The sequence below is a fragment of the Rahnella sp. 2050 genome, assembly GCF_040544515.1.
Classification (GTDB): domain Bacteria; phylum Pseudomonadota; class Gammaproteobacteria; order Enterobacterales; family Enterobacteriaceae; genus Rahnella; species Rahnella aceris.
In genome coordinates, this window is sequence record NZ_JBEPKE010000009.1 from 78,266 (window position 1) to 102,126 (window position 23,861).

At 53.2% G+C, this 23,861-nt stretch carries 15 protein-coding genes and 2 pseudogenes; 10 read left to right on the top strand and 7 right to left on the bottom strand.

The genetic code is table 11. From position 1 onward, the window contains the following. The first annotated feature begins 7 nt into the window (after positions 1-7). The 7 genes and pseudogenes from ABIC79_RS22825 to ABIC79_RS22855 form a co-directional block, all read left to right on the top strand. Positions 8-8,584, top strand: coding sequence for a hemagglutinin repeat-containing protein (locus tag ABIC79_RS22825; RefSeq protein WP_354568590.1), 8,577 nt, complete (start codon positions 8-10; stop codon positions 8,582-8,584). Next, positions 8,584-8,844 (top strand): hypothetical protein, encoded by a 261-nt coding sequence (locus ABIC79_RS22830; protein ID WP_121020197.1) that lies wholly within the window; start codon positions 8,584-8,586, stop codon positions 8,842-8,844. Before ABIC79_RS22825 ends, ABIC79_RS22830 begins: the two co-directional genes overlap by 1 nt. A gap of 73 nt (positions 8,845-8,917) precedes the next feature. After that, positions 8,918-10,576 (top strand): annotated as a pseudogene (locus ABIC79_RS22835) (VENN motif pre-toxin domain-containing protein); the annotation flags it as partial. Continuing rightward, entirely contained in the window at positions 10,576-10,842 is a 267-nt protein-coding gene (locus ABIC79_RS22840) for a hypothetical protein (RefSeq protein ID WP_112152633.1), read from the top strand. The pseudogene ABIC79_RS22835 and the gene ABIC79_RS22840, both read left to right, overlap by 1 nt. Before the next feature lie 73 nt (positions 10,843-10,915). Continuing rightward, positions 10,916-11,899, top strand: coding sequence for a VENN motif pre-toxin domain-containing protein (locus ABIC79_RS22845; RefSeq protein ID WP_240433016.1), 984 nt, complete (start codon positions 10,916-10,918; stop codon positions 11,897-11,899). Positions 11,900-12,197: 298 nt separating this feature from the next. Beyond that, on the top strand, positions 12,198-12,788 hold the full coding sequence (locus ABIC79_RS22850; protein WP_112152634.1) for a hypothetical protein: 591 nt from the start codon (positions 12,198-12,200) through the stop codon (positions 12,786-12,788). A gap of 107 nt (positions 12,789-12,895) precedes the next feature. Further along, positions 12,896-13,714: pseudogene (locus tag ABIC79_RS22855) on the top strand (hemagglutinin repeat-containing protein); the annotation flags it as partial. Between the two features lie 66 nt (positions 13,715-13,780). On the opposite strand, the gene yigL reads toward ABIC79_RS22855, so the two are convergent. Both yigL and pldB read right to left on the bottom strand, forming a co-directional pair. Further along, on the bottom strand, positions 13,781-14,590 hold the full coding sequence (gene yigL / locus ABIC79_RS22860) for a sugar/pyridoxal phosphate phosphatase YigL (RefSeq protein ID WP_013577502.1): 810 nt from the start codon (positions 14,588-14,590) through the stop codon (positions 13,781-13,783). Between the two features lie 48 nt (positions 14,591-14,638). Beyond that, positions 14,639-15,631: a lysophospholipase L2 gene (gene pldB, locus ABIC79_RS22865; RefSeq protein ID WP_119262181.1), complete on the bottom strand. Its 993-nt coding sequence runs from the start codon at positions 15,629-15,631 to the stop codon at positions 14,639-14,641. A 122-nt stretch (positions 15,632-15,753) separates the two neighbouring features. On the opposite strand from pldB, the gene rhtB reads away from it, so the two are divergent. Beyond that, a complete protein-coding gene (rhtB, locus tag ABIC79_RS22870; RefSeq protein WP_013577504.1) occupies positions 15,754-16,374 on the top strand; it encodes a homoserine/homoserine lactone efflux protein in 621 nt (206 codons plus the stop codon). 64 nt (positions 16,375-16,438) lie between these two features. On the opposite strand, the gene rhtC is transcribed toward rhtB, so the two are convergent. The 3 genes from rhtC to pldA all read right to left on the bottom strand — a co-directional run bounded on the left by rhtC (position 16,439) and on the right by pldA (position 19,933). Then, on the bottom strand, positions 16,439-17,056 hold the full coding sequence (gene rhtC / locus ABIC79_RS22875; RefSeq protein WP_013577505.1) for a threonine export protein RhtC: 618 nt from the start codon (positions 17,054-17,056) through the stop codon (positions 16,439-16,441). 37 nt (positions 17,057-17,093) lie between these two features. Next, positions 17,094-18,926: an ATP-dependent DNA helicase RecQ gene (recQ, locus tag ABIC79_RS22880; RefSeq protein ID WP_013577506.1), complete on the bottom strand. Its 1,833-nt coding sequence runs from the start codon at positions 18,924-18,926 to the stop codon at positions 17,094-17,096. Positions 18,927-19,054: 128 nt separating this feature from the next. Continuing rightward, on the bottom strand, positions 19,055-19,933 hold the full coding sequence (gene pldA, locus ABIC79_RS22885) for a phospholipase A (protein ID WP_013577507.1): 879 nt from the start codon (positions 19,931-19,933) through the stop codon (positions 19,055-19,057). Positions 19,934-20,187: 254 nt separating this feature from the next. Here pldA and ABIC79_RS22890 point away from each other — a divergent pair, with 254 nt between their 5' ends. Beyond that, positions 20,188-20,670, top strand: coding sequence for a thioesterase family protein (locus ABIC79_RS22890; protein ID WP_013577509.1), 483 nt, complete (start codon positions 20,188-20,190; stop codon positions 20,668-20,670). 48 nt (positions 20,671-20,718) lie between these two features. Next, positions 20,719-21,633, top strand: a complete 915-nt coding sequence (gene rarD, locus ABIC79_RS22895; RefSeq protein WP_112197604.1) for an EamA family transporter RarD — start codon at positions 20,719-20,721, stop codon at positions 21,631-21,633. On the opposite strand, the gene ABIC79_RS22900 is transcribed toward rarD, so the two are convergent. Both ABIC79_RS22900 and corA read right to left on the bottom strand, forming a co-directional pair. Next, positions 21,598-22,665, bottom strand: a complete 1,068-nt coding sequence (locus tag ABIC79_RS22900; RefSeq protein ID WP_013577511.1) for an AbrB family transcriptional regulator — start codon at positions 22,663-22,665, stop codon at positions 21,598-21,600. The two genes, rarD and ABIC79_RS22900, sit on opposite strands and share 36 nt — an antisense overlap. 6 nt (positions 22,666-22,671) lie before the next feature. Further along, positions 22,672-23,622, bottom strand: coding sequence for a magnesium/cobalt transporter CorA (gene corA, locus ABIC79_RS22905; RefSeq protein WP_013577512.1), 951 nt, complete (start codon positions 23,620-23,622; stop codon positions 22,672-22,674). Positions 23,623-23,861 lie beyond the last annotated feature (239 nt).

The following is a 23,861-nucleotide window of genomic DNA, read 5'->3' on the forward strand; positions in this document are numbered from 1 at the left end:
AACGATTATGGATAATCATCAACAACCAATGTGTTTTGCTCAACGCATACTGAGTTATTTGATCTGTGGCTTGCTGGCAGGACAACCTGTTTTGCCGGTGTTTGCCGCACCGGCGCCTGCAAATAGTGCTACAGGTATCGATAAGGCCGGAAACGGTGTGCCGGTAGTGAATATCGCCACACCTAACGGAGCGGGGATTTCCCATAACCAGTTTCAAAATTACAACGTCGGTAAAGAGGGGCTGATCCTCAATAATGCCACCGGCCAGCTAAACCAGACGCAGTTAGGCGGGCTGATTCAGAACAACCCCAACCTGAAAGCAGGCCAGGAAGCGCGCGGCATTATTAACGAAGTGACGGGCGCGAACCGTTCACAACTGAACGGTTACACAGAAGTCGCAGGAAAAGCGGCCAACGTGATGGTTGCTAACCCGTATGGCATCACCTGTAACGGCTGCGGGTTTATCAATACACCGAACGCCACGCTCACCACGGGTAAACCGGTGTTCGATGCGAGTGGCAACTTACAATCCCTTGATGTCAAAAAAGGTTCCATCACCGTTGAAGGCCAGGGGTTGAATGCCAGCCAGTCGGATGCGTTGTCAATCATCTCGCGGGCCACCGAAGTGAATGCACAAATTCATGCTAACGCGCTGAATGTTATCGCCGGCGCTAACCGCGTGGATAAAAATGGCCGCGTAACGGCGATGGCCGGTGAAGGCGCAGCACCCGTGGTGGCGGTGGATACCGGCGCGCTCGGCGGCATGTACGCCAGTCGTATCCGCCTGATTTCCAGCGATAAAGGCGTGGGAGTTAACCTTGGCAACCTGAACGCCCGTCAGGGGGATATCACGCTGGATGCCAGCGGCAAACTCACCGTGCAAAACAGCCTTGCCAGCGGCAGCCTGAATGCCAAAGGGGAAAGCGTTACGCTGAGCGGTGAACATAAAGCCAGTGGCAGTATGAATGTCAGCGGGCAGGACATTGCACTTAACAACGGCACCTTTGCCAGCGACAACAATATCGCCCTTAACAGCGATGGCAAACTGACGTTAAGCAACAGCCGTTTGACTGCCGGAAACGACCTCAATCTCAACGCACAAGATTTAACACAGGATGGCCGCAGCAGCGTCAATACGGCGCGTGATATTTCAGCACAGGTGGCGGGGACGATAACAAATCAGGGCCAGCTGATAGCCGGTAATAACGCCGCCATAAGCAGTGGTTCCCTGTCCAACAGCGGAAAAATTGCTGCCAAAGGCACTACCTCGATAAGTACCGTAAAAACACTGAGCAACGCAGCGGGTGGAGAAATTCTTTCTGATGAAGCGCTGGTTGTGTCTGCGGAAGATATCCGGCAAAACGGGACCTTATCAGGCAAAAAATCACTGGCAATAGATGGCCAGTCACTGACAACCGCAAAGGGTTCACTGTCGACCAGTCTGGGCAATGTTTCACTGAAAACCGGTGAAGCAAGTCTGGGCGGGGATGTTATCGCCCACGGCGATCTTAGGGTGCAGGCGAATAAACTGACCAGCCAGCGTGACGCGCAGCTCCAGTCTGATGGTACGCTCACGCTGACAGCCACGGATGCCACGCTTTATGGCACTCAGGTGGCACAGGGTGCACTCACGCTTACGGCACAGAATCTGATTCATGGCGGCGTAACCACTGCGGCGAATCTCACGGTAAACAGCGGACACTTTAATAACCTGAGTGACGGCTTGTTTTTAAGTCAGGGGCATCTGGATATCAGCGGGAATACCGTTCTCAATGCCGGACAGGTAATGGGGAACAGCCTGTCACTGACGACCCAAACATTCAGTAATGAGGGCCTGTGGCAGGGAACTTCTGCGCTGCACATGACGGCAGATGAACTGCGCACAGGCAGCACCAGCCGCACGCTGACCGCAGGCTCACTGACCCTGGATGCGGGTTTACTCAATACCGCAGGCACCCTGCAGGGGCAAAATGTTGTTATCACCGCCCGTGACTGGACGAACACAGGTTCCCTGCTTGGGACGGATAAACTGGATGTTTCGCTTGCCAGCACACTGAGTAACGACGGTGACATCTTAAGCCAGGGCAACGCCAGCCTTGCCGCGCAAAACATCGCTAATCAGGGCTCGCTGCTGAGTGACGCAGATCTCACCCTGACGGGAGAGTCGCTTGATAACCGTGGCGCATTGCAGGGCAATAATCTGGTGATAAACGGCACGTCGCTGAATAACAATGGCGACATCATCGGCGTCAACGGACTGGTAGTGGCGCTGACCGGAGCATTTATTCAGCAACAGGACAAAACGCTGTTAACAGACGGAACCCTGGGGCTGAGTGCGGCGACAGTCAATAATGCCGGGCAAATTCAGGGTACGGATATTGCGCTGATCAGCGATTCTGTCGACAACAGCGGGCGTATTCAGGGGAACAATGACCTCGCATTCACCGGTAATCTGACCAACCGCGCTGCCGGTATTGTCCTGAGCCAGAACACCCTGAACCTCACCACGCCAAATCTCGTGAACTACGGCCTGATTCAGGGCGGCGGCACGACACGTATTGATGCCTCAGCGTCCGCACGTAACGACGGTAAAATCCTCTCCGGCGGTGAACTCACGTTTAACACGGCGAGCCTGACCAACAATAACTGGCTACAGGCCACATCTGTATTGCTGAATGCCGCTGCAATCGATAACTCAGGGACGGTGTTTAGCACCTCGAATCTGGCGATTCATGCCGACCGGATTGACCACAGGGCCGCAGGTAAACTTTACAGCGGCGGTAACTTACTGCTGACCAGCGGCGTTTTCGAACAGTTGGGTCAGGTGGTTGCGCTGGGTAATTTAACCCTGAAATTAACCGGTGCTTTTACGGGTAAAAACGTGCTGGCGGCAGGCAACGTGCTGGATATCACCAGCAATGGCGCGATAAATAATCAGAGCGTGATGCAAGGCCAGGCGGTGAATCTGACTGCCGGAACGACGCTCACTAATAACGGACAAATCACCACCGGCAGCGGTGCAAGCATCCTCTCCGCAGGCAGTATTTCGATGAGCACCACAGGCACATTACAGGCCGGTGGCGACGTGGTACTGAACAGCCGTGAGAATATTACGGTGGCCGGTTTTATCGGCACCGCGGGCTCACTGACCCTCAATGCCGCCAGCAGTATTCTCAATACCGCCCTGCTGTATGCGGGCAACAATATGTATCTGCTGGCCAATACCATCCGCAATAACCACGGCGATATTCTGGCCGGTAACAGCCTGTGGATGCAGCGCGATATGGCGGGCAATGCAAACGCCGAAGTGGTGAATACTTCGGGGAATATCGAGACGGTAAATGGGGATATTACGATAAATACCGGGCATTTAGTGAATGAGCGGGAAGGATTAGTTGCTCATGTCACCGAAGAAACAGATTTAGCCGGACAATACTCATGGCTTACGTCGATTGATGCAGATGTCCCGCTAAGCTATCTGGATAGTATCAATTACGATTATGGCTACTACCGCGCAGATACTGGCTGTGGTAATGGTTGTGCCGGGGCATATTGGTCTCGTCCTGCCCCTTATAGCAACAGCGCTGAATTACAGTTTGCCGTTTCCCGTTCACAGGTCATTGTCGAGAGCAATGGTTCACCCGTTGCGCATATCTCTTCTGGCCGCGATCTTCTGCTCCATGCGGATGTACTGGAGAATAATGCCAGTCATATTTTAGCGACTAACAATGCCATTCTTAGTGGTAATACGCTTAATAACCAGTCATGGATAGAAAGCATTGAAACTCATTATTTGTCATATGCTTATGGTGGAAGTGAGTACGCAACGGAGTCCAGCATAACCTCTCAGAACGGCACTGGGGGCATGAATTCAATCTATTTTGTCACTACAGGGGATATCCGAACAGAGAGTACTGACGGTGATATATTCCGCTCCGTCATCCAGGCTGGCGGCAACGTCATTGCCAATTTTACCCAGGACATCAGCAACACCACCACCACGGCGAATGCCGGGGGCACCAGCAACATCATCACTGCCCCGACGCTAAATACACTCAGCCAGCCTGATGGCGTTCAGCAGCAAGATCTCGCCAACGCAGATAGCGCGGACATCACCTCGCCGCAATGGTACGACAGCCTCACCGATGCGGTTGCTAACATTGCCGGGGGCAACAGCTTGTATCCTTTGCCGTCGGATAATAACGGCTATTTTGTCCCTTCAACCGATGCGAACAGCCCGTATCTGATCACCACGAACCCGAAACTCGACGGGCTGGGGCAACTCGATCAAAGCCTGTTTGGCGACCTGTACGCATTAATGGGGATCCAACCCGGTACGGCTCCGCGTGAAACTAACAGCCAGTACACCGACCAGAATAAATTCCTCGGTTCGGCGTACTTCCTCGACAAACTTAACCTGCATCCGGAATACGATTATCGCTTCCTCGGTGATGCGGCATTCGATACGCGCTACGTCAGCAACTTTATGATCAACCAGACCGGCAGCCGCTATATCAGCGGCCTCGGTTCTGATCTCGAGCAGATGCAATACCTGATGGATAACGCGGCAGGTGCGCAGCAGTCGCTTGGACTGGCCTTTGGTGTAGCGCTGACGGCTACGCAAATCGCCGCGCTCGACAGCAGTATCTTGTGGTGGGAATCCGCCAGCATCAACGGCCAGACGGTAATGGTGCCAAAAGTGTATCTGTCACCAAAAGACGTGACGGTGAATAACGGCAGCGTGATTGCTGGCAATAATGTCGGACTTTCAGGCGGCAGTGTCACCAATAGCGGCAGCACCCTCGCCGCAAACAAAAACCTGTTTATCGGTAGTCAGAGCAGCATCAGCAACCTGAATGCTGGCCTGATGCAGGCAGGCAGTGCACTACAACTGGGCGCGCTGGGCGATATCAACAACATTGGATCCGCGATATCTGGCAAAACCGTCCAGCTTGAGAGCACAGGCGGCAGCATTAATAACATCACGCAAACCGAACAATGGCAGGCAGGCGGAACGGGCAGGCGCGGCGAGTCTGTCAGCTTCAGCGAGACACAAAGCGGCCCGATGGCGGGGATCATGGCTCAGGACGACATGATCCTGAGAGCCGGACAAGATATCAATATTACCGGCGCACTTGTGGCAGCAGGCGACGATCTGCTGATGCTGGCAGGCAATGATCTGAACCTGAATGCCATAGAAACCAGTCAGAGTGCCAGTCGTGGCAAAAGTGAAACCCACAGCACTGACAACGCCCGCACGACGATAACCGCAGGCGGCGATCTGACGCTGGTTGCCGGGCAGGATATCAACAGCCGGGCCGCAGGACTCGCCGCAGAAGGTGACGTGGCGATGCAGGCCGGTCGCGATGTGAATCTGATGGCGATAGAAACCACCGACGGCAGCAGCTACAAAGCGAAGAAAAAGGTCGAAATCAACGAATCGGTACGCCAGGACAGCACTGAAATCGTCAGCGGCGGCAACACCACAATCGTTGCCGGACGTGACGTCAACAGCAAAGCGGCACAGGTAATTGCCAGCGGCGATATCGGTATTGGCGCAGGCCGTGACATTAACCTCGAAACCGCCACTGAAAGTGATTACCACTTCAAAGAAGAAACCAAAACTAAAAAAGGGTTCATGAAAAAAACCACCACGCACACGGTGGAGGAAGACAGCGCAACCCGTGAAGCAGGCACCCTGCTCAGCGGCGATAACGTAACCCTCGTCGCCGGAAATGATTTGCTGGTGAAAGGCTCAGCGGTGGTCGGCGACGGCAATGTCAGCCTGAATGCGGGCAACAATATCGACATCGTGGCGGCGACCAACACCGACTCGACATACCGTCTCAAAGAGAAGAAAAAGAGCGGCATGTTCAGCGGCGGCGGCATTGGCGTCACCATTGGTACCAGTAAATCACGCTATGAAACGAACGATGAAGGTACCACGCAGAGCCAGAGTTTCAGCACCGTCGGCTCGACGGGCGGCAACGTCAGCATTAACGCCGGTGCCCAGGCCCATATCGGTGGCGCAGATATTATCGCCGGGAAGGATTTACGCATTAAAGGCGACAGCGTGCTGATTGAACCGGGCCGCGATGCGCGCACCCACGATGAATCGTTCGAGCAGAAACAGAGCGGGCTGGCGATTGCCCTTTCGGGTGCGGCAGGCAGTGCGGTAAACAGCGCAGTCACGACGGCGCAGTCGGTGAGTGATGAAAGTGACGACCGGCTCGCGGCGCTGAAAATCGCACAAGGCGTGATGAGCGGCGTATCGACCGGTCAGGCGATGGAGGTGGCGCAGGCTACCACCGGCGATGCTTCCACGGCGTTTGGTATCAGCGCCTCGCTGGGCACGCAGTCGTCCAAATCGGAGAGCCACAGCGGACAGAACACGGCCACGGGCAGCACGCTGACGGCGGGTGATAACCTGTCAATAACCGCGACGGGCGGCGATATCACGGCCATCGGCAGCCAGATTAAAGCCGGGCTGGACGTGGCGCTGAACGCGGCAGACGACATCAATCTGATTTCCTCGCAGAACACACAGTGGCTGGAAGGAGAAAACAGCAGCAGCGGCGGCGCAATAGGAATGGGCATCGGCATGGGCAAGGACGGTGCCGGAATTAACATCTCCGCCAGCGGCAACGCCTCCAGGGGCAGCGAGTCGGGCAACGGCACGCAGCATAACGAAACCACCATCGACGCAGGCAACCGCATCAGCATTAACAGCGGCGACGACACCACGATGGCCGGTGCACAGGTGAGCGGCAACAGCGTGGTAGCGGATATCGGCGGCGACCTGACCATCAGCAGCCTGCAGGACAGCGATTATTACGACAGCAGCCAGAAGAGCATCAGCGGTGGTGCCAGCTTCTCCTTCGGCACCATGACCGGTTCGGGCGGCATCAGTGCCGCTAATGACAAAATGGACAGCGACTACAACTCGGTCACTGAACAGTCCGGTATTTTTGCCGGTGACGGCGGCTTTGATATCACGGTGGGCGGGCATACGCAGCTCGATGGCGCGGTGATTGCCAGCACAGGTTCGGCGGATAAAAACAGCCTCGACACCGGTACGTTAGGCTTCAGCGACATCGGTAATAAAGCGGAATACAGCACCGAACATCAGGGCGCAGGCATCAGCACCGGAGGCAGTATTGCCGAGAACTTTATCGGCAATATGGCGAACGGCGTACTGGTGGGTGCAGGCGGTGAAGGTGAGGCTTCCGGCACCACCAAAGCGGCGATTTCAGCAGGTACCATCAACATCCGCGATACCGAAAACCAGCAGCAGGACGTGGCTGATTTAAGCCGTGACGTGGAACATGCCAACCGCAGCATCAGCCCTATCTTTGATAAAGAGAAAGAGCAGAAGCGGCTGGAAATCGCGCAGGCGCTGGGGGACGCAGGCAGTCAGGCGGCAGATATTGCACGGACGGCGGGCGAGATTAAAGGGCTGGAAAAAGCGAAAGCCGCGCATCCGGAACTGAGTGGCAAAGACCTGCTGGAGACAAAAGAGTACAAAGATACCCAGAAACAGTACGGTACCGGAAGTGATATCCAGCAAGGTATCAGCGCAGCGACGATGGCACTTCAGGGGCTGGCGGGCGGCGATATGACTGCGGCACTGGCAGGCGGTGCGGCTCCGTATCTGGCGGAGCAAATCAAGAAACAGGTCGGCGAAGATAACGTTGCCGCTAATGCCATCGCCCATGCGATTGTCGGCGGTGTCATCGCAGAGCTACAGGGGCGTGACGCCGCAGCGGGTGCAGCAGGCGCGGCCACCGGCGAGCTAATCGCACAGGTGCTTTATCCGGGCGTGAAACGCGAAGATCTGACGGAGAACGAAAAGCAGAAAATCGTGGCGCTGAGTACGTTAGCTGCGGGTCTGGCGGGCGGAATTGCGGGTGATGATACCGCGGGCGTTATTGCCGGTGCACAGGGTGGGAAGAATGCGACGGAATACAATCACTTTAATCTTCCCTCAGGGATGATGGATTATATTGATACAGCAGGCTCGTGGAATCAGTTTGCGGTAGATAATAATCTCTCGCCCGAGCAGACACAGGCAGGGCTGGATAAAATAGCGAAAGGGGATTTGCCGGAAGGGGCGAATATCACCAAAGCGATAGTCGAAGGCTATCAGGATGGCGTATTTATGGCCGGTGCGTTTTATCTTGGTCCGACAATAGCCATAGGAAAAGGCATTGCCGGTGCGGTGATTGGTGGCGGTGCTAATTCTGCATTCCAGTATATGAATATGGCACCGGGCAGTGAGTTCAGTTATTACAGTGCAGCGGTTGCGGCAGGAGCAGGTTATCTGGCTCCGGGTTATAAAATCGGCGGAAATACGCTGATTAATATGGGCGGCGCATTTATGACGGATGGACCGAGTTTGTCTGGTCAGGGCGGAGCCATTGCGGGTTCTGTGTTCGGCGGGGGATTTGGGAAATATGCGCCTGATTTGCTGGCACCATACATAGGGCTGTCTTATTCAGGTTTAATTGGTGACGCTGGCGGGGCATTTACCTTTGAAACGGTAAATGATGCATTTAAGAAAGCAACTCAAAAAGGAGATAAGTGATGTTGAAGAAAATGACTCCTTATATTTTTATATTGATATTTTTATACATTACAGGATCATTTTTTCTACTAGGATTACTGGCTCGAGGTGTCATTGGATTGATATATACAGCTTCATTAAATATATCGATAGAAGATGTTTTAAAAACTTTAAAAATGAGTGCAGTCGCTGGCATCATTCTGTCTGTTGGAGCTTTCGTCTTTAATCGAATAGATATCTACAACGCCAGTAAAAAGCTCCCAACCGAGCCTGATAAATGACTTTCACAAACGCATATCCCGGTTGCCTGCGCCGGGATATTTTCCCGCTCACTCAGCAAACCGGATCACCGCTATGGACAGCGACTACAACTCGGTCACTGAACAGTCCGGTATTTTTGCCGGTGACGGCGGCTTTGATATCACGGTCGGCGGGCATACCCAGCTCGATGGCGCGGTGATTGCCAGCACAGGTTCGGCGGATAAAAACAGCCTCGACACCGGCACGTTAGGCTTCAGCGACATCGGTAATAAAGCGGAATACAGCACCGAACATCAGGGCGCAGGCATCAGCACCGGCGGGACTGTTGCAGAGAACTTTATCGGCAATATGGCGAACGGCGTACTGGTGGGTGCAGGCGGTGAAGGTGAGGCATCCGGCACCACGAAAGCAGCGATTTCTGCGGGTGATATCACCATCCGCGACAAGGAAAACCAGCAGCAGGACGTGGCGGATTTAAGCCGTGATGCGGAACATGCCAACGGCAGCATCAGCCCGATATTCGACAAGGAGAAAGAGCAGAAGCGGCTGGAGATTGCGCAGGCGCTGGGCGACGCAGGCAGCCAGGCAATGGATATTGCACGGACGGCGGGTGAGATTAAAGGGCTGGAAAAAGCGAAAGCCGCGCATCCGGAACTGAGTGGCAAAGACCTGCTGGAGACAAAAGAGTACAAAGATACCCAGAAACAGTACGGTACCGGAAGTGATATCCAGCAAGGTATCAGCGCAGCGACGATGGCGCTTCAGGGGCTGGCGGGTGGTGATATGACTGCGGCACTGGCAGGCGGCGCGGCTCCGTATCTGGCGGAGCAAATCAAGAAACAGGTCGGCGAAGATAACGTTGCCGCTAATGCCATCGCCCATGCGATTGTCGGCGGTGTCATCGCAGAGCTACAGGGACGTGATGCCGCTGCGGGTGCGGCAGGTGCCGCTACCGGTGAGCTAATCGCCCAGGTGCTTTATCCGGGCGTGAAACGCGAAGATCTGACGGAGAACGAAAAGCAGAAAATCGTGGCGCTGAGTACGCTGGCCGCGGGGCTGGCGGGCGGACTTGCAGGTGATGATACGGCGGGTATTATTGCTGGGGCGCAGGGTGGGAAGAATGCAACGGAATACAATCACTTTAATCTTCCCTCAGGGATGATGGATTATATTGATACAGCAGGCTCATGGAATCAGTTTGCGGTAGATAATAATCTCTCGCCCGAGCAGACACAGGCCGGGCTGGATAAAATAGCGAAAGGGGATTTGCCGGAAGGGGCGAATATCACCAAAGCGATAGTCGAAGGTTATCAGGATGGCGTATTTATGGCCGGTGCGTTTTATCTTGGTCCGACAATAGCCATAGGAAAAGGCATTGCCGGTGCGGTGATTGGCGGAGGGGCTAATTCTGCATTCCAGTATATAAATATGGCACCTGATGGTGAGTTCAGTTATTACAGTGCAGCGGTTGCGGCAGGAGCAGGTTATCTGGCTCCGGGTTATAAAATCGGCGGAAATACGCTGATTAATATGGGCGGCGCATTTATGACGGATGGACCGAGTTTGTCTGGTCAGGGCGGAGCCATTGCAGGCTCTGTGTTCGGTGGGGGATTTGGGAAGTATGCGCCAGTTTTAGTCGGTAAATTTGGAAATGAGTTACCTGGTTTTGCTTATGATATTAGTGGTTCATATATTTTTGAGTATGGGAATGATGCTACTAAAACGTTAATAAAAAAGATTGAGGGTAAATAATGTCCTTAATAAATAAAGTTAATTATTTAATGTTGTTTATATATTCCATGGTGTTTTTTTCGGTACTTGGCATTGGATATAGAACTATCATTGCTCTTATATCTTTATGGGTTATTGGTGAATTTTCTTATGATTGGCATCAAGTCATTATTGGATTGAAGATGGCTGTTGTAGCTGGTTTTGCAGTCACTTTAGCTGCATTCATATTCAATAAAATCGAAGAATACAACACCCATAAAAAACCCCCAACCGATCCTAATGAATGACTTTCACAAACACATATCCCGGTTGCCTGCGCCGGGATATTTTCCCGCTCACTCAGCAAGCCGGATCACCGCCATGAACAGCGACTACAACTCGGTCACTGAACAGTCCGGTATTTTTGCCGGTGACGGCGGCTTTGATATCACGGTCGGCGGGCATACCCAGCTCGATGGCGCGGTGAATGCCGCCATTGCAGCGGCGCAGGGCAGAGATGCAGCGGCAGGAGCGGCGGGAGCCGCCGCAGGTGAACTGGCGGGTATGATAGCGCTGGACACTTACGGCAAACCCATCAGCGAACTGACGGAGCAGGAAAAACAAAAAGTGCTGGCCTTATCGACGCTGGCAGCGGGTCTGGCGGGTGGTTTAACCGGAGACAGCACGGCAGACGGTATGACAGGCGCGATAGCGGGGAACACCACAGTGAACAACAACCTGTTAGGCGGTGGTACGGAGGCAGGCCAGGAAGCATTTATCCGTCAGCACGGTATTGATATGGCAAGTTGTGCTGATGCACCGGGTTCGGCAAGTTGCCAGAAGGCGCAGAATGAGGCAAATGCAGTGGCAGGCGCAATGGCGACCGCAGGGCTGATTTATCTGCCTGGAGGAATGCAGATGACAGGTGCTATTGGCGGCAGTGCTAATGCAGCGATCCAGTATGGCGTGAATGGTGAAATCAATCCTACAGATGTGTTGATAGCTACTTATGTGGGAGCATTTACGGCGAATACGGGACTGTGGGGAACTGTGGGTTGGAATGCAGCAGGTGGTGCGACATCAAGTTATCTGAAGGGAGATGATCCGTGGGCTGGAGGGGCTATAAGCGGCGGTGCTTCAGGCCTAGGTTATGGGATCGGTAAGTTTGCGCAGGGACCTCTGAACAAAATATTTAATCCAACTTGGAAAAACTATGAATGGGTTGATATGGGAATGGGCATATCAAAACCATTACCACCAAGTGCTATTCCTGGCATAGCGGGTAATACAGGAGCAGCAATTGCAACAGAAGGAACTGGTGCCATTATTAACGAGCAAATAAATAGTCTTAAGGAGAAAAAGTAATGAATGCGAAGACTGTATTTTCTTTATTTATTTTCAATATAATATGGATATTAATTCTTCTTTCTATGACTGTGATTATTTTTTTAATGCTTAGAACATTTGTATGGTTATCTTTTGGTGGGGATTTTCTTTTTTCACTGGAAGATATCCGAAGAGCTTATCGTATTAGTCTATTTGCTGGGCCTATTTGTGGGTCGGGTAGCTGGTTTATCTACTATCGTCATTACAGACATTACAGACATTACAAGTAAGTAAATCCTGACCAACAACGCTGGGATCGGATTAGACAGAAATGTTTATGAAAAACAGGGTATTAATTTTTAACATGGATATTTATATGAAAAGTAATTCGTTTTTTTTGATGATCGTGATTTTTCTTTCTGGATGTACTGTGGATATGAGCAGTTCTATGCCTGATTATCAGGGCAACGATACTTCTTTTATTCGTGTCGACAATAGTTTTCAACCAACACTTTTCAGGCTGGAAAAAATGTTACCTGCTGCGGAATGTATGAAATCAGAAGGTGTGTATGGACTTACATCAAAAGTAGCCGTGATGGGAATAAAAACCAGCTATTCAAAAAGAGTAACTGGGATCGCATCTCCGTCAACGCAATTCTCAAATCGGGGATATTTGGAATATACCATTCAAAGTGGGAAAGTATATAAAATATGGTGGCACTTTGATGAAAAAAGTATGTATGGCATAGATCTTGGTAGAACTTTTGAAAGATCATTTACGGCAGAAGATGGTCATAGTTATGAAATCCAAACAAAAGGTAATGATGTTGTTATCTATGATATTTCTGAAAGGAAAGAAGCAGATTATGTAAGCGTTAAAGAGTGCCAATATAAAAAAACAATGTTGGGGAAGAAAGAATATCTATGAAGTAATAATGACCCATCTTTATTTTCGTGGAGAACCGCACAATTTGCTGGCAGCCGTTGCAACTCAAAAGCCAGAGTTTCAGCACCGTCGGTTCGACGGGGGGAACGGCGCTGGCGCAGGCCACCACCGGCGATGCTTCCACCGCCTTTGGTATCAGCGCCTCGGTTGGCACGCAGTCGTCCAAATCCGAGAGCCACAGCGGACAGAACACCGCCACGGGCAGCACGCTGACGGCGGGTGATAACCTGTCAATAACCGCGACGGGCGGCGATATCACGGCCATCGGCAGCCAGATTAAAGCCGGGCTGGACGTGGCGCTGAACGCGGCAGACGACATCACCCTGATTTCCTCGCAGAACACCCAGTGGCTGGAAGGAGAAAACAGCAGCAGCGGCGGCGCCATAGGGATTGGCATCGGCATGGGCGAGAGCGGTGCCGGTATCAACATCTCCGCCAGCGGCAACGCCTCCAGGGGCAGCGAGTCGGGCAACGGCACGCAGCATAACGAAACCACCATCGACGCGGGCAACCGCATCAGCATTAACAGCGGCGACGACACAACGATTGCCGGTGCGCAGGTGAGCGGCAACAGCGTGGTGGCGGATATCGGCGGCGACCTGACCATCAGCAGCCTGCAGGACAGCGACTATTACGACAGCAGCCAGAAGAGCATCAGCGGCGGTGCCAGCTTCTCATTCGGCACCATGACCGGTTCGGGCGGCATCAGTGCCGCTAATGACAAAATGAACAGCGACTACAACCCGGTGGTTGAGCAGTCCGGTATTTATGCCGGTGACGGCGGCTTTGATATCACGGTCGGCGGGCATACGCAGCTCGATGGCGCGGTGCTTGCCAGCACAAGTTCGGCGGATAAAAACAGCCTCAACACCGGCACGTTAGGCTTCAGCGACATCGGCAATAAAGCGGCAGATACAGATCCCAAAGCAGGACAACCGCCCTGCTTTGGTTCTACGACTTTGCTTCAAAACCGATTAGCTTTCTTCAGACAAATACATCTTACGCAGGTAATGCGGTACCGCGTCGTCGGCGTTGGATCCGATGATTTCTGCATCCGGCATGGCGGCTTTCAGACGTGGCAACGAACCGCTCATCAGACAACCTTTACCGGCCATGCTCAGCATTTCCAGGTCATTGAGACCATCACCAAAGGCGATGCAATCCTTCAGGGAATAGCCCATCAGCTTGGAGACATATTCCAGCGCATGCCCTTTCGATACGCCGCCTGCCATCACTTCCAGACATACCGGCAGTGAGAAGCTGACATTCACACGGTCGCCCCAGCGCGCATTGATCGCTTCTTCCAGTGGCAACAGTTTTTCATGATCTTCACAGGTGAAATACACTTTGCAGATACCGTCAGTTTCCAGCAGACCCGGTTCATACAGTTTGTATTTGAAAACGGATTCGCGGAAAAAATCATCCTGATCGGCGCGGTCACGGTTCATGTACCAGTCATCGTTGCGATAAACGTTGGTCAGAATATCCGGATTGTTATGCATGATGCCGAACAGGTCTCTGGCGATGTCTTCATCCAGATTGTGCGAGAAAATCAGGTCACCGTCGGTGTTATGCACGCGCGCACCGTTGGAGGTGATCATGTACGCACTGATTTCCAGATTGTCGCGCATCTGCGCTACATCGATATGGTGACGCCCGGTGGCGAACACGAAATGCACGTCGCGCTGGGTCAGCAATTTCAGCGTCTCTTTGGCGAACGGGCTCAGGGTATGATCAGGTGATAGCAGCGTGCCATCTAAATCGGAAGCAACAACATGGTACATAGCGTTAGGTTCTAACCTCTGATGGAGTTGTGCGCGGCGAACCGCGGATTAATGCTGTCGCGCAAAAAAGCGCATGATAGCGTCCAGCGCCTGTGCCCTCAGGTCGTCCCGTTCAAACAGGATCTCATGGCGCGCGCCTTCAATGACCAGCGGTTTTTCCCCTTCACAAGGGTGTCCCGCAACGGCCATGGCCTGACAAAAAGCAAGATGGGACCGGTTATCCACCACACGGTCTTCGCTCGCCTGCAATAACAGAACAGGGGTGGTGATTTTTTCGGCTTCTTTCAGGATATGCATCCCCGCCTCAATCCCTTCACGTACCCAATGATAGGTTGGCCCACCGACCTGCAGCTCAGGGTAATCGGCATAAAAACGCAGGTTACGGCGATAACGCTCACGGCTGTGTGTCAGGCGGTTGACCACAAACGGTAATGGCCGCCAGTGACCGGTGCCCAGCGCATAGCCGTCACGGCGTAGCGGACGATTCTCCGCCCAGTTGAGGATCCGGCGGGAAATCCAGCCCGGCATCGGCAAATAAATGCCGGTCATCGGCGCGAGTAACGCCGCTGCATCAAACTTGTCCGGATTTTTCGCCAGAAACAGCGCCAGGATCGCACCGCCCATGGAGTGTGCCAGCGCGAACTTTTTCGCGTACTGACGTGGGGCAATCTCCAGCTGATAAAAGCTTTCGAAATCCTCAACATAATCGTCAAAATGCTTAACGTGGCCACAATGCGGATCGTCGAGCATACGCCCGGAACGCCCCTGACCACGGTGATCGACAATCATGACATCGTAGCCGCAATGGAATAAATCGTAGGCTACTTCAGGATATTTTACGTAGCTTTCTATACGACCCGGTGACACCACGATGACTTTATCATGCGCGGGGGAACAGAACCGGACATAGCGGATCTGGACATCGTCAACGCCGCTAAACTCGCCTTCTTCGCGCGTACGCCAGAAATCCAGCAAAGGTCCGGTCGCGAAGGCGGAAAACTCCTTCTCTCGTGTTAACCACTTCCCAAAATTCACAGGCATTCAATGATCCAAAGTCGTCAGGCAGGGAGGAGGAAAAGTGTTATTTGTGAGTTATAGCGCAATTATAAACAATGGCGTATTGTGCCATAAAACAACATAAAACGTATTCAGGGAGTCTCGCAATGACACTTGACTGGTGGTTAACCTACCTGCTCACCACTTCTATTTTAAGTTTATCCCCCGGCTCCGGTGCCATTAACACGATGAGTACGGGCATCAGCCACGGCTATCGCGGGGCGGTGGCGTCAATCGCGGGGTTACAACTCGGGTTATCCATCCACATCGTACTGGTCGGTATCGGGCTGGGCGCACTGATCTCATCATCGCTGCTGGCCTTTGAAATTCTCAAATGGCTGGGTGCGGCGTACTTAATCTGGCTGGGTATTTGCCAGTGGCGCTCTGCCGGGGCGATTGATCTGAGCGCGCTCGCCAGCAGTATGCCGCGTCGCCGTTTATTCAAACGCGCCATCCTGGTGAACCTGACCAATCCAAAAAGCATTGTGTTTCTGGCCGCGTTATTCCCGCAGTTTATCATTGCGCACCAGCCTCAGGCTGCACAATACATGGTACTCGGCGTGACCACCGTCGTTGTCGATATTATTGTGATGATCGGTTACGCCACGCTGGCCACGCGCATCGCCGGCTGGGTGAAAGCCCCGAAACAAATGCAGTTGCTGAACCGCATTTTCGGCTCACTGTTTATGCTGGTGGGTGTGTTGCTGGCAAGTGCCAGAAAGGTTTAACGCCGCAAAATGCAAAAAGGGTTCGGCATCAACCGAACCCTTTTTTATGCGCAAAATGCGTTGATTAACGATTCACGATAAGCGCAACACCAAAGCCTGCAAACACCACGCCTGCCACGCCATCAATCCATTTTGCTAAACGCTGATATCCGCGACGCATTTTCGGCAGGGCAAAAACCAACGCCACTAGCGAGAACCAGGCCAGGGTTTCCACCACAATCAGCAGAAATATACCCAGACGCTCGCCACCACTGACACTGTCGCCAACGAACATAGAGAACACGCTGCCGAAGTAAATGACAGCTTTAGGATTCGAAAGATTGGTCAGCAGCCCGCGCATAAACGTGCGGCCACGGGCAGGCAGCGTTACCGGAGTGTCGTCGCCGTTTTGTTTTTTAGCACGTGCTGATTTCATCAACTGCCAGCCCATCCAGCACAGATACAGGCCGCCGCCGACGGTGATGATCTGATGCAGCCAGGCCATTTTTTGCAGAATTAAATGTAATCCCATCAGCGCAACCGCTGCCCACACCAGTACGCCGAGCGTAATACCAATCACACCCATCATGGCTTCTTTACGCGACCGGCTGGCGGCGGTTTGTGAAACAAAGAAAAAGTCCGGCCCCGGACTCATCAGCGCGATCAGATGAACCATCGCAACCGTCAGGAATAGCATCAGCATGATTAACTCTCTGTGTTATGTGTAGGAAACAGAATTCTTATTCGTCGCCGTTATCGATGTGATCGCGGATCATCGCCATAAATGGCCTGCCGAATTTCTCCAGCTTACGCTGACCAACACCCGTGATGTCCAGCAAATCGCTCGCGCTGACGGGCAGATGTTCAGCCATTTCCAGCAGCGTCGTGTCGTTAAATACCACGTACGGCGGCACATTATTGTCATCCGCCAGTGACTTACGCAGTTTACGCAATTTAGCAAACAACTTACGATCGTAATTCCCGCCGTAAGTTTTCTGGCTGGCACTGCTTTTAATTTTCAGCGTCTGAATCCGCGGCACGGCCAACTGCAACGGGATTTCGCCCCGTAAAACCGGACGCGCCGATTCCGTCAGTTGTAACGCCGAGTGCATGGCAATATTTTGCGTAATCAGCCCGAGATGGATCAGTTGGCGAACCACGCTGGTCCAGTGTTCGTTGCTGTGTTCTTTGCCGATGCCATACACAGTCAGCTTGTCGTGGCCGTATTCGCGGATACGCTGGTTGTTCGAACCACGCAGCACTTCGACCACGTACCCTAAGCCAAAACGTTGTCCGACGCGCGCAACGACCGACAGCGCTTTCTGCGCATCCAGCAAACCGTCATAGCGTTTTGGCGGGTCAAGACACACATCGCAGTTACCGCAGGCGTTCTGTTTGCCTTCACCGAAGTAATTGAGCAGCACCAGACGGCGGCAGGTTTGCGCTTCCGCAAACGCATTCATGGCATTCAGCTTATGGCGTTCAACATCCTGCTGAGCGCCCGCCGGTTTCTCTTCCAGACAGCGGCGCAGCCAGGCCATATCAGCCGGATCGTAAAGCAGCACCGCTTCGGCAGGCAGGCCGTCACGCCCTGCCCGGCCCGTTTCCTGATAATAAGACTCGATGGTGCGTGGAATATCAAAGTGCACCACAAAACGCACGTTAGGTTTGTTGATGCCCATCCCGAAGGCGACGGTGGCGACCACAATTTGCAGGTCGTCGCGCTGGAAACCTTCCTGCACGCGGGCGCGGGTGTCGTTATCCAGCCCGGCGTGATACGCGCCGACGCTCAGCCCGCGGCTTTGCAGACGGGCGGCTGTGTCTTCCACTTTGGCACGGCTGTTACAGTAAATAATGCCGCTTTTACCGCGCTGATCCTGCACAAAACGAATCAGCTGATCGAGCGGCTTAAATTTTTCCACCAGCGTGTAACGGATATTCGGGCGATCGAAACTGCTGACCTGAATCAGCGGATCGTTCAGCTCCAGCAGACGGACGATATCGTTACGTGTGGCCTCATCGGCGGTTGCGGTCAGGGCAATCACCGGCAGTTGCGGATAACGCAGTTTCAGCTGGCCGAGCGCGCGATATTCCGGGCGGAAATCGTGGCCCCATTGGGAAATACAGTGAGCTTCATCGACGGCAAGCATCGCCGGATTCCACTGTTGCAGCTGCTCGAGGAAATCGCCCATCATCAGGCGTTCCGGCGCGATATACAGCATTTTGATACGTCCCGCACGGCAACCGGCCATCACTTCCAGCTGTTGCTCACGGGTTTGCGTTGAGTTCAGGCAGCCGGCTTCAACGCCTGCGGCCATCAGCTGGTCGACCTGATCTTTCATCAGCGAGATGAGCGGCGAAACAACCAGCGTCAGGCCGTCCATCACCAGAGCGGGAATTTGATAGCACAGCGATTTACCGCCGCCTGTTGGCATCACTACCAGACAATCCCGGCCAGAAAGGGCGGTATTGATGATAGTTTGCTGGCCTGGTCTGAATTGCTGATAGCCGAAGGTATCGCGTAATACCTGATGAGCCAGCTCTTCTTTGTTTATCACTGCCGCCGTAGACACTCAATTCCCCAACTGTTCAAACCACCCGGCTAAGCCCTAAAGCCGCCGGGGCTGTACTGCACCGACATAATATAACCTAAATAATTCCGGGTGCGGCCAACGCAACTGCAACCAGAAGTATGGCGCAATTACATGATGTCGTTAAGCATAATACCCACACCGATACGGGTCTGCTTATGGTTGTAGTCGATCAATGACTCGCCGTAGCCGCTAAATACCTGAGTATAGAAGCGAACCTGTTTGGAAATCGGGTAGCTCCAGCCAGTCGTCGCACCGCCGTAACCGGTATTCCAGTTGTAACGGCTTTCCACGCTGAACACGCTGTCACCCCACGCATAACCGACTTTCAGGCGGTAATAACCCATGTATTTGTTGATGTCCGGGTTATCGTCGTTTTCATCGCTTTCAGGGATGCGGTACCACGGTTTTAAATCCACCTGCCAGTTACCGTTTTGCGCCATGAAACGGGCATACACGCGGTTCCAGCTGCGGGACGTCGGATCTGAGCGGCCGTTAGACTGATGGCTGACACCATATTCTGCTTCGCGCAATGTCCAGCCGAGGAAATCGTAATCCGTTGCCCAGGCGAGGAAAAGCTGTGGCTCGTAGTTGGTCTCACGAAAAGGTGAAGACTCGCCGCTGTTGGAAAGCTGCCAGAATGATTTTTGCGTGTAAGACGCGCCGAGCACCGAATTATCACCCGCAATTCCACGCCACAACGGGAACGCCAGGCTGAGCTGGAACTCGACTTCATCATGACGTGCTTTATCTGCCCAGTCGTAAGACTGAATGGCTTTCTTGTTGATATTGCTGGTATCAGTGTAAATCAGGTAGTTTTGTTCGTAAGGATATAATGTGAACGGGTTGTCGTGCTCCTGCAACATATTCGCAATAATACTTCCGCGTACCGCAGGTTTATCATGCACTTCCTGCACAGTGGCCTCTGCGGCGTGTCCCAGCATTGGCATCGCCAGCATGGCGGCTCCGACAGCCCAATTTTTACGCATTATTCCTTACCCTCACCCTAAAGTTATCGACTGATTATTTTTGAAAATATGCCGTCTGCCCGGCCAACCACGCGCTGACTAAAATCCGGAAATCTCAAAGCAGGGCATTTTACACACAAATACATTTCTAGATGAGTACTGAATACATTTATCCTTCGCTGTGTAGAAATCCTTCCTGCCCGCACCTAAAATCAACACTTCGTTAACTTTTTCGGCGAACATACTGTCCACCCGTTTTCGTCAGGAATTTATTCATGTCTGCTTCATCTCTCAGCCACGAGGCTGCCCTGCAACTGATCGGCAATATTTTCGTTTACGATATGCCGTTTAACCGCGAACTGGGCCTCGAGCTGAAACGTCTCGACTGCGACTACGCAGAGTTAAAATTTACCAACCAGACAAAACTGGTGGGCAATGCCGCACAAAAAATCCTGCACGGCGGCGTAATTGCTGCGGTGCTGGATGTCGCCGCCGGTCTGGTCTGTGTGACCAGTTCACTGATCCGCCGCGACAAACCTGATCACCCGTTACTGGAAGCCGAAATGCGTCAGCGTTTATCCAAGATGGGCACCATCGATTTACGCGTTGATTACCTGCGTCCGGGCCGTGGCGAGTATTTTATTGCCTCCGCCAGCCTGATCCGTGCCGGGAACAAAGTCTCCGTGGCGCGCGTGGATTTACACAGCGACACGGGCATTCACATCGCGACCACTACGGCGACCTATATGGTGGGCTGAGATCAGGTAAACTCCGCTTCTTTCCTTACTCTTTTTTCAGGTACCCACATGGACGCACACCGTACCCGGCAAGGTGTTATTTTTGCCTTTATCGCCTATCTGATCTGGGGGATCGCGCCAGCGTATTTCAAGCTCATCAAACAGGTTCCGGCGGATGAAATTCTGACTCACCGGGTGATCTGGTCTTTCTTCTTTATGTTAGTGCTGCTCTCCGTCAGCCGCAGCTGGGGCGATGTCCGCCGGGTATTGGCACAACCGAAGAAAATCGGCATGTTACTGATTACCGCCCTGCTTGTCGGTGGGAACTGGCTGATTTTTATTTGGGCAATTAATCATAATCACATTCTGGAAGCCAGCCTCGGCTACTTTATCAATCCGCTGGTGAATGTGGTGCTTGGCATGCTGTTTTTGCGTGAACGATTCCGAAGTTTGCAATGGTTCGCCGTGGCGCTGGCTTTCGCCGGGGTGCTGGTGCAGGTGTGGGTATTTGGTTCCGTGCCGGTCATCGCCATCGGGCTGTCCCTGACATTCGCCTTCTATGGCCTGCTGCGTAAAAAAATAGGCGTAGATTCGCAAACCGGGATGCTGATTGAAACCCTCTGGTTGCTGCCGGTGGCCGGGATTTATCTGTTCTTTATTGCCCACAGCCAGACCAGCAATCTGGCAGCGAATCCGTGGTCTCTGGATTTATTGCTGATGGCGGCCGGGATTATCACCACCATTCCGCTACTGTTCTTTACCGCCGCCGCTGCCCGGCTGAAGCTCTCCACGCTGGGCTTTTTCCAGTATCTCGGGCCAACGCTGATGTTCCTGCTGGCCGTGGTGTTTTACGGTGAAACCGTCAACACCTCACAACTTATCACCTTCGGCTTTATCTGGGTGGGACTGCTGTGCTTTATCAGCGATGCGCTCTATACGCAGGGGCGTTTACGACGAGGAAGAAGCGGACACAGCGCTGCGTGAGATAAAGCGCGCCATCGCGGGACCGGTGGCCAGGATGGTGATCAGACGCAGCGTCTGCATCGCCATCACAAAACCTAAATCGGCGTGGCTGCCTGCCGCAATAATCGCCACGGTGTCCAGCCCGCCCGGGCTGGTCGCCAGATAAGCCGTCAGCATATCGACGTGCAAAAGTTTGGTCAGCACCCATGCCATGCCCCCGCAAATCAGCATCAGCCCGATAATCGAGGCAATCATCTGAGGCAGCGTACGTAAAGCCAGTTTGAAAATCGGACGTGTAAAGCGCAGCCCGACACTCCAGCCAATCAGCGTGTACGCCATCGCCAGCAGCCATTCCGGCACTTCTAAGGTCACCGTTCCGGTGGAATGCAAAACCGCGCCGACAATGGCCGGAAGCAGCAGCGCGCCGGAAGGGATACGCAGGCGCGGCCCCAGCCAGACACCGGCTACTGCCAGAAATAGCGTGGCAAAGAAACGCCAGGTGAGCGGCGGAAACCAGACCACTGCCGCCGCCAGCGATGCGCTGTCGCCCATAGCCATACGCGCAACAAATGCGGCAGCCGTGGCAACAAACAACACGCGCAGATACTGCATAAACGCCACCAGACGGACATCCGCACCGAAATCACCGGCCATCGCGACCATGGCGCTGGCACCGCCGGGTGATGAACCCCACGCGCCGGTCGGGCCGGGTAACTGGCTAAAACGTACCAGCAACCAGCCGGAAAGTCCGCTGGCAAGCAGCGTCGCCACCAGCACCATCAGCACCAGCGGCCAGTCATTGAGTAACGGTGGCAGAATCGAGGGCGACAGACTTTGCGCGATCATACAGCCCAAAATGCCCTGCGATATTTTGAAGAACAGCGGATGAATACGCACGCTGGCACCCAATAAACCCATGACGACGCCGACAATCATCGGCCCGAGCAGGAGCGCAGCGGGAACGTGGAAGGTCTGAAAAATAATGCCCAGAATCAGTGAGGAAACGACGAGGATAAACCACTGCCCCGCCGGAACCATCCTTTCCATCAGCATGGTCGGTTATAACCAGTTTTTACGTTTGAAGTACAGGTAAGGCGCCAGCCCGGCGAGGATCATCAGCGCAATCGCGCCCGGATAACCGAATGACCATTTCAGTTCCGGCATGAATTCAAAGTTCATCCCGTAACTGGAAGCCACCAGCGTTGGCGGCAGGAACACCACCGAAACCACCGAGAAAATCTTAATAATGCGGTTCTGTTCGATGTTGATAAAACCCATCGCCGCCTGCATCAGGAAGTTAACTTTCTGGAACAGGGATTCGTTGTGCGGCAACAGGGATTCGATATCGCGTAATACTTCACGCGCCTGCTCAAGCTGACCTGCGGGTAAACGAGCCTTACGCACCAGGAAATTCAGCGCGCGCTGGGTATCCATCAGACATAAACGCACTTTCCAGCCGATATCTTCCAGTTCTGCCAGCGTGGAAAGTGCAGCATCGTATTCGTCGCCCTGATGCCCTTCCATGATCACGCGGCTGAGTTTTTCCAGATCACTGTAGATATTTTCAATTTCATCCGCCAGTTGCTCTATTTTAGTTTCGAACAAATCCAGCAGCAGTTCATAGGCGTTGCCGTCAACCAGCGTCTGGTTGCGGGCACGCATACGGTAGAGACGAAATGCCGGTAATTCGCGCTCACGCAGGGTATACAGACGACCTTCGCGCACGGTAAATGCCACGGTGCTGTTGCCGGCATGATCTTCGGCATCTTCATAGTAAAAGAAGGAGTGAATGTGCAGGCCGTCTTCATCTTCAAAGAAACGTGCAGAAGCTTCGATGTCGTCCAGTTCAGGACGTGTCGCCAGGCTTTGCCCTAATTCACTTTGAACGCGCTCACGCTCCAGCTCGTCAGGTTCGACCAAATCCACCCACAATGAGGTTTTGAGATCGTCTGACTCGTCCAGCTCTAAACGGGATAAGCGGCTGTTTTCTAATTTAAAAGCACTCAGCATGTGCCCGTTCTCCCAAAAATGACAGAAAGTGGACAACGCGTTGAAGCACAAAAAATCACGGGGTGAGAATTGTCACCGGCGTAATTCAGACCAAATTCAGATCTGACTCACAGCGACAGAACGGGGGTCGCTGACAACCACTAAGGCCATCAGCAAAGAGGAGGGCCTTAGAAGTGGTACCTAATGAACAGGTTATTGAGCCAGTATCTACTGGGTGTGTCCAAGGCGAAGTTCCTCAT

Excerpts from the sequence above, each read along its gene's own strand:
- ABIC79_RS22825 (WP_354568590.1), top strand. The coding sequence starts at position 8 with ATGGATAATCATCAACAACCAATGTGTTTTGCTCAACGCATACTGAGT.
- ABIC79_RS22830 (WP_121020197.1), top strand. The coding sequence starts at position 8,584 with ATGTTGAAGAAAATGACTCCTTATATTTTTATATTGATATTTTTATAC.
- ABIC79_RS22840 (WP_112152633.1), top strand. The coding sequence starts at position 10,576 with ATGTCCTTAATAAATAAAGTTAATTATTTAATGTTGTTTATATATTCC.
- ABIC79_RS22845 (WP_240433016.1), top strand. The coding sequence starts at position 10,916 with ATGAACAGCGACTACAACTCGGTCACTGAACAGTCCGGTATTTTTGCC.
- ABIC79_RS22850 (WP_112152634.1), top strand. The coding sequence starts at position 12,198 with ATGAAAAACAGGGTATTAATTTTTAACATGGATATTTATATGAAAAGT.
- yigL (WP_013577502.1), bottom strand. The coding sequence starts at position 14,590 with ATGTACCATGTTGTTGCTTCCGATTTAGATGGCACGCTGCTATCACCT.
- pldB (WP_119262181.1), bottom strand. The coding sequence starts at position 15,631 with ATGCCTGTGAATTTTGGGAAGTGGTTAACACGAGAGAAGGAGTTTTCC.
- rhtB (WP_013577504.1), top strand. The coding sequence starts at position 15,754 with ATGACACTTGACTGGTGGTTAACCTACCTGCTCACCACTTCTATTTTA.
- rhtC (WP_013577505.1), bottom strand. The coding sequence starts at position 17,056 with ATGCTGATGCTATTCCTGACGGTTGCGATGGTTCATCTGATCGCGCTG.
- pldA (WP_013577507.1), bottom strand. The coding sequence starts at position 19,933 with ATGCGTAAAAATTGGGCTGTCGGAGCCGCCATGCTGGCGATGCCAATG.
- ABIC79_RS22890 (WP_013577509.1), top strand. The coding sequence starts at position 20,188 with ATGTCTGCTTCATCTCTCAGCCACGAGGCTGCCCTGCAACTGATCGGC.
- rarD (WP_112197604.1), top strand. The coding sequence starts at position 20,719 with ATGGACGCACACCGTACCCGGCAAGGTGTTATTTTTGCCTTTATCGCC.
- ABIC79_RS22900 (WP_013577511.1), bottom strand. The coding sequence starts at position 22,665 with ATGCTGATGGAAAGGATGGTTCCGGCGGGGCAGTGGTTTATCCTCGTC.
- corA (WP_013577512.1), bottom strand. The coding sequence starts at position 23,622 with ATGCTGAGTGCTTTTAAATTAGAAAACAGCCGCTTATCCCGTTTAGAG.